This is a genomic window from Streptomyces sp. NPDC047453 (assembly GCF_040643155.1).
Taxonomy (GTDB): Bacteria; Actinomycetota; Actinomycetes; order Streptomycetales; family Streptomycetaceae; genus Streptomyces.
Map to the genome: position 1 here is coordinate 1 of NZ_JBEYTS010000075.1, position 12,584 is coordinate 12,584.

Annotated in this window: 14 protein-coding genes and 1 pseudogene; 7 read left to right on the plus strand and 8 right to left on the minus strand. The window is 68.7% G+C overall.

Going from position 1 to position 12,584, the window contains the following annotated elements; translation table 11 throughout:
- Positions 1-138 (plus strand): annotated as a pseudogene (locus ABZ818_RS35655) (glyoxalase); the annotation flags it as partial.
- Between the two features lie 57 nt (positions 139-195).
- Positions 196-678, plus strand: a complete 483-nt coding sequence (locus ABZ818_RS35660; protein WP_361424224.1) for a DUF1801 domain-containing protein — start codon at positions 196-198, stop codon at positions 676-678.
- Here ABZ818_RS35660 and ABZ818_RS35665 read toward each other — a convergent pair.
- From ABZ818_RS35665 to ABZ818_RS35680, 4 genes are all read right to left on the minus strand, one after another.
- Positions 659-877 (minus strand): hypothetical protein, encoded by a 219-nt coding sequence (locus tag ABZ818_RS35665; protein WP_361424227.1) that lies wholly within the window; start codon positions 875-877, stop codon positions 659-661. The genes ABZ818_RS35660 and ABZ818_RS35665 overlap by 20 nt on opposite strands.
- Before the next feature lie 42 nt (positions 878-919).
- Positions 920-1,162, minus strand: a complete 243-nt coding sequence (locus tag ABZ818_RS35670; protein WP_361424230.1) for a Ku protein — start codon at positions 1,160-1,162, stop codon at positions 920-922.
- A 79-nt stretch (positions 1,163-1,241) separates the two neighbouring features.
- A complete protein-coding gene (locus ABZ818_RS35675; protein WP_361424233.1) occupies positions 1,242-1,658 on the minus strand; it encodes a hypothetical protein in 417 nt (138 codons plus the stop codon).
- 148 nt (positions 1,659-1,806) lie between these two features.
- A complete protein-coding gene (locus ABZ818_RS35680) occupies positions 1,807-2,685 on the minus strand; it encodes a class I SAM-dependent methyltransferase (protein WP_361424236.1) in 879 nt (292 codons plus the stop codon).
- Between the two features lie 90 nt (positions 2,686-2,775).
- Between ABZ818_RS35680 and ABZ818_RS35685 the strand changes: the two genes are divergently transcribed.
- Both ABZ818_RS35685 and ABZ818_RS35690 read left to right on the plus strand, forming a co-directional pair.
- Positions 2,776-3,384, plus strand: a complete 609-nt coding sequence (locus ABZ818_RS35685; protein WP_361424239.1) for a TetR/AcrR family transcriptional regulator — start codon at positions 2,776-2,778, stop codon at positions 3,382-3,384.
- Positions 3,385-3,451: 67 nt separating this feature from the next.
- Positions 3,452-3,892 carry a GGDEF domain-containing protein gene (locus tag ABZ818_RS35690; protein WP_361424243.1) on the plus strand — a complete coding sequence of 147 codons (441 nt, stop codon included), beginning with the start codon at positions 3,452-3,454 and terminating at the stop codon, positions 3,890-3,892.
- 126 nt (positions 3,893-4,018) lie between these two features.
- Here ABZ818_RS35690 and ABZ818_RS35695 read toward each other — a convergent pair whose 3' ends face one another.
- From ABZ818_RS35695 to ABZ818_RS35705, 3 genes are all read right to left on the minus strand, one after another.
- Positions 4,019-4,141 (minus strand): hypothetical protein, encoded by a 123-nt coding sequence (locus ABZ818_RS35695; RefSeq protein ID WP_361424246.1) that lies wholly within the window; start codon positions 4,139-4,141, stop codon positions 4,019-4,021.
- A gap of 5 nt (positions 4,142-4,146) precedes the next feature.
- The gene (locus ABZ818_RS35700; protein ID WP_361424249.1) at positions 4,147-5,145 is read right to left on the minus strand and encodes an RNA polymerase subunit sigma-70; all 999 of its coding nucleotides are present in this window, start codon (positions 5,143-5,145) and stop codon (positions 4,147-4,149) included.
- A gap of 508 nt (positions 5,146-5,653) precedes the next feature.
- The gene (locus ABZ818_RS35705; protein ID WP_361424252.1) at positions 5,654-7,204 is read right to left on the minus strand and encodes a M20/M25/M40 family metallo-hydrolase; all 1,551 of its coding nucleotides are present in this window, start codon (positions 7,202-7,204) and stop codon (positions 5,654-5,656) included.
- 860 nt (positions 7,205-8,064) lie between these two features.
- On the opposite strand from ABZ818_RS35705, the gene ABZ818_RS35710 reads away from it, so the two are divergent.
- Positions 8,065-10,536 carry a family 20 glycosylhydrolase gene (locus tag ABZ818_RS35710; protein WP_361424307.1) on the plus strand — a complete coding sequence of 824 codons (2,472 nt, stop codon included), beginning with the start codon at positions 8,065-8,067 and terminating at the stop codon, positions 10,534-10,536.
- Positions 10,537-10,721: 185 nt separating this feature from the next.
- Positions 10,722-10,877 (plus strand): hypothetical protein, encoded by a 156-nt coding sequence (locus ABZ818_RS35715; RefSeq protein WP_361424255.1) that lies wholly within the window; start codon positions 10,722-10,724, stop codon positions 10,875-10,877.
- A gap of 142 nt (positions 10,878-11,019) precedes the next feature.
- Here ABZ818_RS35715 and ABZ818_RS35720 read toward each other — a convergent pair whose 3' ends face one another.
- Positions 11,020-11,157, minus strand: a complete 138-nt coding sequence (locus ABZ818_RS35720; RefSeq protein ID WP_361424258.1) for a hypothetical protein — start codon at positions 11,155-11,157, stop codon at positions 11,020-11,022.
- Positions 11,158-12,118: 961 nt separating this feature from the next.
- On the opposite strand from ABZ818_RS35720, the gene ABZ818_RS35725 reads away from it, so the two are divergent.
- On the plus strand, positions 12,119-12,532 hold the full coding sequence (locus tag ABZ818_RS35725) for a hypothetical protein (RefSeq protein WP_361424261.1): 414 nt from the start codon (positions 12,119-12,121) through the stop codon (positions 12,530-12,532).
- Positions 12,533-12,584: the final 52 nt, after the last annotated feature.

A 12,584-nucleotide genomic window follows, 5' to 3' on the forward strand; every position in this document is an offset into this window, starting at 1 on the left:
GTCCCTGCCGAGGGCACCGGATCGCACCGCATCGTGGTCGGCGGCACCGCCGGCTCCTTCACCGACCCGGACGGATTCGCCTGGGAGCCCGCCACGTCGCTCACCCCCGCGCCGTCCACGGCGCCTGCACTGTCCTGACCCGCGGCCTCGCACCCCCAACCCCGGCCCTTGTTCCTGTACGGGAGGAAACCTGCCATGCAGTCCACGAAACCGTCCGCCGAGAACTCCGGCACGACCGCTGAGCAGTACAACGGATTCACCGCCGAGGAGCGGGCCGCGATGAAGGAGCACGCGCGGGAGCAGAAGAAGGCGCAGGCGCGGCGCGGTTCGCGGGCGGAGAAGGAGGCGGCAGCGGAGCGGGACGTGCTCGCGAAGATCGCCGAGATGCCGGAAGCGGACCGGGCCCTGGCCGAGCGGATCCACGACATCATCACGACCGCCGCTCCGGACCTCACGCCCAAGCTCTGGTACGGGATGCCTGCCTACGCCAGAGACGGCAAGGTCCTGTGCCACTTCCAGAGCGCGCAGAAGTTCAAGTCGAGGTATGCCACGCTCGGATTCAGCGACCTGGCGGCACTCGACGACGGCGCCCTATGGCCGACCGCCTACGCCCTGAAGGAGCTGACCGCAGCCGACGAACAGCGCATCAGCGCGCTGGTCAAGAAGGCGGTGGGCTGAGGCCGGCCGCAGCAGCACCGGCAGCGAACGCGACCGAGCCGTGGAAGATGATCACACGCTTGGCGCAGCGCGTCGCCACGTCCCGGCTGAGTGCCACGGCTTCGTCGACCTCGTCGTCGTCCAGCTGGACCGGAGGCGGGACCACAGCAGCGGGGTCGCGGATTTCGTCCGGCCACAGTGGGCCGTGCAATGCGATCACGTCGCCGCGGACCCGCAGCAGACCGAGCCGCTCGCGGCCGTGTCACGCGTAACGCGCGAGTGCGACCCACGAGGCGGGCTCCAGGGCGTGCCGGAGCACCAGGTAAGGCCTGGCGGGGACGGCGTCCTGCGGCTGGAGGTAGTAGCCGGGGCCGATGCGGAGCGGGTCGACGGTGGAGGCCGGGATGAACGCGATCAGCTCGATGGCGCGCGCGGTGGGCAGCGGCAGGGAACGCAGCTCTTCGTCCGTGACCGGGATGCCCCGGCCATCCGGGATCTGCCTCATGCCTGGCACTGCACGCGGGCCCGCAGAGGTTCTCCGATAAGTGTGCAGCCGACGAGATTGCCACTGTCCGTCCCCCGCCTCACGCAGGCAGCCACCCAGGCCACCACGGTGGGACATTGTCCGGCGGGCAGTTGCCATTGGTGTCGTTCCCCACCCCGAGTGGGGTTCCAAGCCAGGCGAAGTGCACCAAAGTCAGCGCGATCAGTGCTGCCAGGAAGGCCGCAGGTGGTATCAACGAGTTCAGGTACCGGCGCTTCTGATGCCGCAGCATGGCCGCAGGCAGCGCCCACGCACCCAAGCCCGTGAATCCCGCCGCGAGGACCGTCAGCGGTGCTTCCCAGGTCCACAGATCGAACAGGCTCGGGTGTTCCCGCAGGATGACGGCGCAGGTCCGGCGCGCCGCGCGAGATAGCCGGTAGGCGCCGTAGCCCGCGAGCGCCCCTGCAATCAGCGTCAAGCAGCCTGCCATCCAGGGCGGATTGGTCTGTCTTTCCATGTCAAGGCTTGACGCACCGCAACGCTGCGAGGTTCCTCCACCTGTCCGAGCCGGACCCGGGAAGTGGCGGCTTCCCGCCCGCCTCTGCCCTGTATCACCACAGATCAGGGGCTGTTCCGTTGAGCAGTGGCGGGCCGGGCGGCGGGGCTCAGCGTCGCGTCGCTGTTACGAGCCAGGCGGAGGTGCGGAGGCGGACGCCTGCGGGCTGCTCGTGGGCGGCAAGAGCGCGGGCGAACGCGGCTCGTACGCTGTCGGTGCTGCTGGGTCGGTCCGCGCTGTCGACGCTGCTCGCGGAGTCGAGCAGCTTGACCAGGTGCCGGCCGGGGCCTGATCCGAGCAGGTGATCGGCTGCGTCGTGGGCGTCGCGTCCGAAGTCGCTGAGGGTCTCGACGGGCTCGGTGCGCACCTTGTCGAAGCCGGCCGCGTCCAGGATCCGGTGAATGACAGAGGGGTCGGCGAGCGAGAACATCCCTGGCCCGTCGGGGGTGGCCGGCTCCTCGGCAGGCAGGGGCAGAGAGGCGCGTGCCGTACCGAACACGGGCACCCACTCGCTGCGGGTCGGGTCGGCCATGCAGACGAAGGCGAGTCGGCCGCCGAGGCGAAGGGCCCGGCCGATGTTGCTGAACGCGGCGACCGGGTCGTCGAAGAACATGACCCCGAACCGGCTGATGGCGACGTCGAACGCGGATGCGGGCAGAGGATGGATCTGGGCGTCGCCCTGCTCGAAGGTGATCCGGTCCAGGCCCTCCTCGGCGGCCTGGGCGCGTGCCCTGGTGAGCATCGGCCCGGAGAGGTCGAGGCCGAGAACCGCGCCGCGGAAGGCAGCCCTGGCGGCGAGCCGGGTGGTCTGGCCCGCGCCGCAGCCGATGTCAAGCACCCGGTCCACGGGGCCGATCCCGGCGGCTTCGAGCAGCGGTTGGTTGAGGCCCTGGTTGATCGCGTTCCAGCGATCGTGGTGATCGCTCCAGTGCCGGCCTTCGTCGCCGTTCCAGGCTTCGAACTGTGCGGTGTTGACGAGTTCGTGCATCGGACCGCTCCTGTCGGATAGTATGGGCGCCTGCCCATACCCAGGGTATGGGCAGGCGCCCATACCGGCAAGGCTTGATCTGGAGGCCTGATGTCACCGCGTGGTGTGGCGACCCCCGACGTCCGTGAGCGGCTGTTCTCCGCGGCGGAGCGGGTGCTCGCCCGCGAGGGAACGGCCGGGCTGACCAACCGGGCCGTCACGGAGGAGGCGGGCTGCGCCAAGGGGCTGCTGTACAACCACTTCGCCGACCTGGACGACTTCGTGGGGCAGCTCGTCCTGGACCGCTTCGAGCGGATCGCCGCCGAGGTCCGGTCCTTGCCGGAGCGTGCGGGGGAGGGCGACGTGCGGGAAAACCTGATCAGCGCGGCCCTCACGCTGCTGGGCGCGAACGGTCCGGCGATCGCGGCAGCGGCGATCTCCCGGCATGCGGTAGCTGAGCGGGTACGCCGGGCATGGGCCGCCGGTGCCCCCGGCCCCGGCGCCGTCGAGGAAGCCATGGCCAGCTACGTGGAGGGCGAGCAGTGCCTCGGACGAATCCCCACTGACACCGACGGCGCGATGCTCGCGCTCGCCCTGGCGGGAACCGTCCACCACCTGCTGATGCACGGCAGTCTCCAGCCAGGAGAAAACGCCCGGCTCGTCCGCCGCCTGGTTACCGCTCTGGTGCCGACAGCGAACGGGCTGGGGGCATCTGCCTGATCCAACGTCGCCCGACGACACGCGCCCGCCGGATCCTCGTCCGCCACCGCGACAGGGCGCCGTAGTCATGGTCGACGCCGACCACTTCAAGGACGTGAACGACACGATGGGCCACGCAGTCGGCGACGCGGTCCTCGCCGCGTACGGCGCCCGGCTCACCGCCTGGGTGGGCCCACGCGCCGCCGCTGGTCGCCTCGGGGGCGACGAGTTCGCCGTCGCCCCGGAGTTGCCCGCCGACCGCCGCGAACAGCGCCTGGAGCAGCTGGTCCGGATACTGCACACCCCGGTCGTCCTGGACGACGGCAGTAGCATCGACGTCGCCGCCTCAGTCGGTGCCGCGACGCCCGACACGGTCGGCTCCAACGACCTGACCGTGTTGCAGCGGGCCGCCGACGCCGCTCTGTACGACGGCAAGCACTCCGGCCGCGCCCACGTCGCCACCACCGCGCACACCACGGTCGCGTCCACCAACGGGCGCCGGGCGGGCAGGCCGGGCACGTCCATGTAAGGGTGGTGGCCACCATCGCTGCGAGCGTGGCAATGAAGCCGGTGCCGGCGAGCCCGCGGAGTCGGTGGGTGCGGCTGGTCTGGCCCGATGCCGGGCCTGCGACGAACCCGTTGTCATTCATGCTGTTCATGTCGTGCCGTCGCGTAGCTTCGGCTGCACCCGCCCGCGGGTGACGACGCCGGGCGCGTCGCACCACTCCGCCGCGATCACCGCGACACGCGCGCCACCGCGCAGCGTGAGCGTCCGCACCGGGACTACTCCGTGCCGTCCGGCGGCAGGCGCTCCGGCAGCCCGAGCCGCGGGAACTGGTCGTCGTGGAACGTGACGATCTCGGTGATGGCCCCGCCGGTGACGCGCAGGACGTCGATCGTCAGCGGCAGGTACGCGTCCTCCCGCTTCCGCCAGAGGTAGAAGGCGACGGCGGGCTGCCGGTTCACGGAGGTGAGGACGGCGCGCAGGTGCTTCATACCCTCGAAGCCGTCCTCGACCCAGCTGTTCACGACCGTGTCGCGGCCGACGTACAGGCCCGGCGTGGGCGGCATCGAGCACCGGACGTCGTCCCGCAGCATCGAGGCGAGCGCCGGGACGTCCGTGGCCACGCTGGCGTCGGTGTAGCGGCGTACCAGCTCGCGCGTCCCGGCGTCCTGTTCGCCGCCGGTCCAGTCCTGCCGCTCGGCGGGCAGGTGCTCCCGCATGCCGGCGCGGGCCCGCTGCAGCGCGCTGTTCACGGAGTTGACGGAGTTGCCGAGGAGCTCCGCGACGTCCTTCGCCGGCCAGCCGAGCACGTCCCGCAGGATCAGCACGGCCCGCGGGCGCGGCGCGAGGTGCTGGACTGCGACCAGGTACGCCAGCTCGATGGTCTCCCGCGCGACGGCGACGGTCTCCGGCTCATCCGCGTCGCCCGCGGGCAGCTCGTCGAGTAGCCGGTCCGGGTAGGGCTGCAGCCACAGCACCTCGCCGCCGGTCGCAGGCTCCGGGCGGCACTTGGCGAGCAGGTCCAGGCAGGCGTTGGTGGCGATCCCGTACAGCCAGGCCCGGAACGTCGACCGCCCCTCGAAGGTCTCCCGCCGCCGCCAGGCACGGAGGAACGTTTCCTGCACGATGTCCTCGGCGTCCTCGAACGACCCGAGCATCCGGTAGCAGTGCACGTGCAGCTCCCGACGGTGCCGCTCCGCCAGCCTCGAGAATGCCGGCTCGTCGACCTCGTCCAGCCCGCTCACCCCCAGCTCCTCCAGCCGCGTGTCCGCACTCATCACGTCATCCTTCCGCCGCGTCGTGTCCCGTCGTAGGTGTGACGGGTGCGGGCGCGAAAACTCATCACTGGGGTCGCTCGGCATGGCTGAGCGCTTCTCATCCTTGGTAGGTCGGGTTTTCGACGCCGTGGAGAACGAGGATGGCCTGCACCATTGCGGTCGTCCGGGAGGGGCTGCAGCGCAGCTTGGTCAGCAAGGCCTGGCGGCCGGCGCTCAGGCGCCGCCAACGGGAGCCGATCGCACGGCGGTGCCGCCGCAACTAAAGGCGCCGGCGGTTCCGTTGCGTTCCCGTTCAAGCGGTACCGCTACCGCTACCGGCCGAACCTGTCGCGCCGGTAGCTCCCGAAGAGGTCAGACAGGCCCTGCTGGCCCAACACGCAGCCGCTCGTCTTCGTCTTGTGAACAAGGAGGCGAGCCTCGTTCCCGTGCTGCGGGCTCTGCGCGAGACCCAGGCCTGGCTGCCGGGATGCGCGCAACCGCAGGCGCATGCCCGGCGGCGATCGACCCGTCAGCTGAGGAAGCGGGAGAACATCCGGTACATGAACGCGGTTCCCTGCCGCAGCGCCTCGACGTAGATCCGTTCGTTGTTTCCGTGCATCGTGATGAGCTGGTCGTTGTCGAGTACGTACGGGTAGACCCCGTATCCGGGGATGCCGCGCTCGCGCCACGGCGCCAGGCTGGTGCCTGCTTCGAACAGGGCCGGCGCGAAGACCGCGCCGGGGTAGGTCTCGCCGGCGGCGCCGGCCAGAGCGCGGAACAGCGGAGTGTCGATGTCGGCCGGCAGTGTCGCCCAGCTCTTGTCGAGCTCGTCGAGGTACTGCTCCTCGGTCTTGCCCGCCGGGGCGGCGAGTGTCACCTGGATGCCGCGGCGGGCCGTCATCTCGCGGACCTGGGCGAGGAACTCGCGGGGCTTCTGCCCGCCGGTGATGCCGCGGCAGTTGATCCGGACATGCGCCGAGGACGGGATCACGTTCTCCTTGTAGCCGGAGTCCTCGATGACGAACGCATGCGTGGTGCGGAGCAGAGCCTGGTGCAGCCACGGGTAGGAGGACTTCGACACAACGACGCGCGCGGCCCGTTCCCGAGCGTTCTGGCTGTGTGCGGACAGCATGAGCTTGATGGCGCGGGCGAACTCCGTGTCGTCGGTTGCCTTCGCCAGCGCCGTGAAGTACTCGCGCGTCACTGCCGTGAGGTGCACCGGCGCGAGCCAACTGCCCAGTTCGGCGACCGCCCGGGACAACGTCACGATCGCGGCGTCGGGGTTGGGCTTGGAGGAGTGCGTGGCGGTTCCGTCGGCGGTCAGGTCCAGGTTGAAGTAGACCTTGTCCTGTCTGGTGGCGGTGATCAGCATCGGGGTGGTCTTGTCCTTCTGTGCCAGGAACCAGCCGCCTTCGGTGAGGACCATGCCCGCCTCCACCTTGTCCCAGTGGTTGGCTGCCAGCCACTTTGACCCGAACGAGCCGGCTTCCTCGTCGCAGTCGGTGAGAACGATGATGTCGCGCTCGAACCGGGACCCCTCGGAGATGTGCCGCAGCAGAGCGCTGATCGTCGCCGAGTTCGCGCCCTTCATGTCGAGGGCTCCGCGGCCGTACACCTCCCCGCCCCGCACCGTGCCGGAGAACGGATCGACGGACCAGTTCTCCCGTTCGACCGGCACCACGTCGGAGTGGCCGAGCATCAGCAGCGGCGCAGCGGAGCTGGTGCCGGGGATCCGCGCGATCAGGTGCACGTTGTTCGGCTGCGGAGTGTCGATGATCTGTGCGGCCACCCCGGCGTTCTCCCACACCGCCTTGAGCATCTCCGCGTGCGGGCGGGTGTTCGCGCCTTCGCCGTGGTTCTGTGTGTCGTAGGACAGCATCCGCTGGAGCAGGTTGAGCGGGTCCTTGTCCGCTTCCGGCACCGCGGTCGCGGCCGCCGCCCGACTCAGGGTCGCGCCGGTGAACAGGCTGATGCCCCCCAGGCCGGTAGCGCCGAGAGCGGCGACGCCGACCCCGCCAAGGAAGGTGCGGCGGCCCAGCAGCGCTCGGGTCACGGCAGACACGTCACGTGAATCGTCCATGTTCTCCTCCTTGTTGCACGGGTGGTTGGCATTCGAGCTTCACGATCGCGCTGTTTCAGGGGCAATTAGTAAGGAGCGTCGCAGTCGATGAGCGGGGCGTCGCAGTCGGTGAGCGGTATCTAATCTGCGACGAACGGCGCCCCCGCCCTGCCCCCATGACGCGGATGCCCCGGGCTGGTGCCCCCTCGGGTGGGACATCGCCTGGCAACGCTGCTTCCGGCTCGCCAGAAGCCGCTCGGAAACGTGCTGCGCGTGCCCGGTGGGGCCCACCCGGATGAGGATCTGCCGGTTCACGTACCACTCCAGCAGCGGCGCGGTCTGCTCCCGGTTGGTGACCAGGCGGCGGCCGACGGTCTCTTCCGAGTCGTCCGCACGCCTGGCCCTCGTCCCCGCCGCATGTGCACACCTGCGGCTTCCACTGGCGACGGCGGCCCCGAGCAAGTGTGCTGGCTCAACGGCGAGACGACCCAGGAGATGGTCTCCGGTCCCCTCTTTCCAGATCGGCGAGCCCTTGTGGCGACTTGGCCCGACCCTGACCAGTGAGCACCGGTGCCCCTTGACGCGACACAACCCCGGACGGACCACCCGGAAGCAGTCTTCAGGGGGAGCCCGTGCATGCCTTGGCCGCCGTCAATGACCGGTCCTCTGGAGAGGATTGGGGACCGAAAACTTCCATCCTCGCCCACACCATCACGCGACAGTGAAATCGCAGAAAGCCTCAGAAACTGCCCTCTTAAAGTCTCAAAGTAGTGACCAACAAGGGGCTTGGGCGGCGTGTCAGTCCTGCATGCTGGCCCCTCTTGTCAGTCCTGCACGTTGGCCCTCGCTTGTCAGCCCTGCACGCTGTCCCCCTCTTGACCGTGGCGCTCGCACGGGCCACACTCCCATCAACTCTAGACCGGTCTAGACCAGTTGATGGAGGCATCATGTCGAAATCTGGTCGCCGTGCCGTCCCTCGTCACCAGGGCTCGGCGAAGTTACGAGTATCGGGACTCGCTGGCTGCCTCGCAGCCCTGACGGCATGCTCGGTGCTGGTGTCGCCCGCAATGGCGAGTGAGGCAGGCGCGAAACCTACTGTTCGGACGACGCCTGGGGAGGGCCAAAGCGACGTCGCCGACCCACGCACGACCCTGCTGCCGGTTCCGCAGAACTGGGAGCCCGCAGGAGGGAAGCTCACCCTGGCGAACACGACCAGGGTCGTGATCGATCCGGCCACTGCCGGCCGCTGGACCGTTGTCTCGGGCATGACGACAGAATCCGACCCTATTGTGTCGACCCGGCCGCTGCGCGAGGTCGCACGGTATGCCGCTCGAGACATCGAGGCCCGCACGGGTGTCCGCTTGCCCCTCACTCAAGCGAACAGCGCGAACGACAACGGCATCCAGGTGGCCCTCGATGCGGCTCTCGCACCCGAGGTCGGCCCCGAGGGGTACCGGCTGGAGATCGGTCGGACGGTGCGGCTCACCGCGCCCACGGCCAGTGGCATCTATTACGGGTCGCGCAGCCTGATCCAGTTGCTGGTCGGGAGCGCCGACCAACGCACCCTGCCCACCGGTGTCCTCACTGACCGCGCCAACACCACCGTGCGCATGAACACGATCGACGTGTCCCGTGAGTACTGGGAGCCACGCGCCGTGGCCGACGTCATCCGACAGATGGGGTACCTCAAGCAGAACTACCTGGTGCTTCACGTCGATGACGCCGAGGGTTTCCGACTCAACAGCCCCAAGTACCCCGGGCTGGCCGAGCCAGGCTTCAGCTACGACCGGGCTGACATCGAGAGTCTCGACCGGATCGCCCGGGAGAACAACGTGACCCTCGTTCCAGGTTTCGAGCTGCCGGCCCACGTCTCACCCAAGTCGGCCTATTTCCACGTCGGCATGGCAGACGGCCCGCGTGAGGTCGAACCGGGGTTCGGTGAGCGCGACACGGGCGCGACTCCGCAGAACACCTGCCAGGGCTACAGCTACAGCCACCTGACCGACGACTTCACGTTCAACCTCATGAACCCGAAGGCCCTCAAGGTCTCCCAGGAGATGCTCGACGAGTTCCTCCCCTGGTTCTCCTCGCCATGGGTCCACCTCGGTGGTGACGAGATGCCCCCGAACATGAACCGCTGCCCCGCTCTGCGGGACCACGTGGCCAACTCGAACGGCAAGTACGCCACGACGGCCGATGTCGAGATGAAGTTCATCAATGAGGTGAACGACCACGTTCGAGCCAAGGGCCGCACCTCGGTGGTCTACAACGGCTCCGAGGCGTCGGCGCGCAACATCCCGCTCGACACCAACGTCATCGTCATGGACTGGACCGGCAGCGGAACCGCCGACCACCTGAAGCCCTACGACAAGATCGTCGCTGACGGCAACTTCCTCTACCTGGTGCCGGCCCGTTCAGGCCGACCCAACCAGCAGCGCATCGCCCAGACGTGGACCACACCCACCGACCCGAAGATCCTCGGGTGGGGCATGCACGTCTGGGGTGACGACTTGGGCTGGGCCGAAGGCCAGTGGCTCGAGTCGCTGTCGATCATGCCGAGAGGTCGGGTCGCAGACCGGCAGTGGAACAGCCGCCCGCGCACCCAGACGGAGTACGCGGCATACGAGGCCACCATGCAGACCATCGGCACCGCACCGGGATACACGGGCGTCCAGCAGCCCAACACCACCACGAACGCCCGACCGATCCACCAATACGTCATGGATCCGGAGTTCCCCCGTGGCACCTATGACGCGCACACGTCGAACAACCGACGCGGAATCATCGACCGATGCGACCTCAGCGGGATGACCCCGCTGTTCGTCTCGACGCGCTCAGCCCACGACCCGGACAAGGGCCAGGTGAAGGTCATCGACTCCGGCGGCTACTGGCTCGGGGCCTCCAACCTGACCGGACCCTGGTCGGTCACCGGCACCGCCAAGGTGAGCGGAACGGTGACTCTGCTCGGCCAGGTCGACTCCACGAACCGGGTCACTCTGAGCCCGACCGACGTCACCGTGCGCTGGAACGGTGTGACCCAGAGCTTTGGTCGTGGCCTCGGGTCAGGGCAATGGGCCGACTTCGCTCTCACCAGCGACGGTTCGACCGTCACGCTGTATCTCGACGGTGAGCGCGTCGGCACCGTCACCAGTGAGCTGACGCTGCCCCGCTCGCGGATGCTCTACGGCGCGACCGGCACGACTCTCGCCGCCCTGGACATCTACGCACAGCGCCTCACGGCCGACCAGGTGTCCTCCGTGCGGACGCAGCGTCCCGAGGCTGTTTGCGCGACCTACCCCGAGGCGCCGACACTGCCCGCGCCTCGGCCTGCCGGACCACCGACACGTAGCTGAGGAGGGCCCTACTGCTCATCGCTCAGGATCTCGCCCGTCCTCGACAGTCCCGCAACGAAGATCGCGACGACGAGTCACGAGCGTGAACCTCTCCTGAGTCCGCATCGGTGTGCCGAAATCGAAACAGGGCGGCTGGACCTCGTATTCGAGGTCCAGCCGCCCTGTCCTTGGAGGAGGTGACGCGTATGTCCGAGAGCACAACTCCGCAGGCCGCCCTCGGCGAACTCCTCGACGAGTCGAGGCACGAGGCCGGTTACTGCCTCCGTGACGCAGCCAAGCGGGCTTGTCGCGTGCTGGTCGAAGCAGACCAGCCCCATGGCGTCCGCGAGGGGCGTAGGTGAAGGCCTCCTCAGCCATGCTCCACCGCATCGGGAAGTAGACGAGCGGGCCGCGTGCTTCGCCGATCAACGGCCCCGTCGACCAGGGCGAGGTGTCCTCCAGGTCGTCGGTCAAGTCGCACCACCGCTCCAGGAGCGCGGCGACTTAAGCCGCAATGTGCTCGGTCGGCGGATGCTCCGCCTCCGTGTCGACGTAGCGATCGTAGAGGTCCGTGAACGCTCGCCCGGCTGCCATGTCGTCCGCCGGGCGCTCGTTCTCCCACACAGCCAAGTCGTAGCTCATGCCCGGAGGCTCTCACGCCGCACAGACACGCCGACCTCTCAGCCGAGGGCGCCATCAGCCAGGGAACCTCGTGCCTCGCCCAGTCGGGGAGCTTGCCGTCCCTGTAGCTCGGCTTCAGCCTCGGGGACCAGGAGTAACCGAAGCCCGGGGGTCGTTCGTCGCCAGCCTGGGGCGGCCGCTGTCCCTGGCGTACCTTCTCGCGCAACGGTCCGTCAGGCCGGCCTCGAAACTTGCAAGATGTGCGTCGAGGTCCGGTACCTGCTCGGATTCGGCATCCGCGATACCGCCCACGTCGGCGCCGTGCAAAAGTTCGCACACGGAGCACAACGCGGGTCGCGATACGCCAGACGCCCATCCTGTTCCCAGCAACTGTGCTCGATCACCTGACCGGGACGGCCGCACCAATCACCACGGCTCGGGAGTTCCCACGGCGCCCTTGTCCATGGCCGGACTGTACAGCGAGGGTGGCCCTGGTCAGTTCTCCGGGCTTGGGCATGGTGGTACCAGTGCCGCAGATCCACTTGGGTGACCTGCGGCTGTCGTTCCGTACGAATGTCATCACTGGTCGTCACAGGGCGTCGCTCATCATCCTTGGACGGCCCACAGACGGCCCAGGAACGGAGCGCTGCTGCGCTCCCGTAGGGCGCCTGGGGCCTCGGTCACTGGCAGCTCAGCGGTTGGCGTCGGAGCCGGAGCCCTTATGTGGCAACGACGCTCTGCCCACCAGGCCCGCGAAGTCTGAACGCCATGGACTCCTGGGCCGAGGGTGGAGGAGCGCCGTGCGCGACGGCGCCTCTTCCGTGTCACTCATCTGCACCGTCGGAGGCGACGGCGAGCAGCCGTCCGCTGAGACTGGGACCTGACACAAGTGCGGCGCGCTGCCTCTTCGGGAGCCGACCGGGCAGATGGGGTCGCGGCACGGTGGACACGCGCTGCCGAAGGAGGGAGAAGGTGTCGTCGCATGTCACACCACACCGCGATGGCGCCGGAGGCTACGTGGGTGGCCAGGTGGGCGGGAGCTCTGCTGTGTCTCGTGGTGGCCGCCATCCATGTTGTGGACCAAGGCGGCATCACCACGACGAGAGACCCCTACTATGTCGGCGTCGCCTACCACGTCCTGGAGATCGCGGCCGTGGTCGCCGCCGTGCTGCTCCTCATCGGCCTCGTCCGACTGGGATGGCTGCTGGCAGCCTGGGTCGCCGTCGGCCCCCTGCTGGGCTACATCTTCTCCAGGGGGACGGGACTCCCCGATTACAGCGACGACATCGGCAATTGGACGGAACCGCTCGGGCTGGTCAGCCTGGCCGTCGAAGGAGCCCTGCTCCTGTTGTCAGTGCCGCTCTTCGTGCGAAGCCTGCGCCGCAGAGCCTACTAGGCCGTAAGCCCTTTCCAACCTCAGCTTGACGCCGACCCGACTTCCCGCCGGT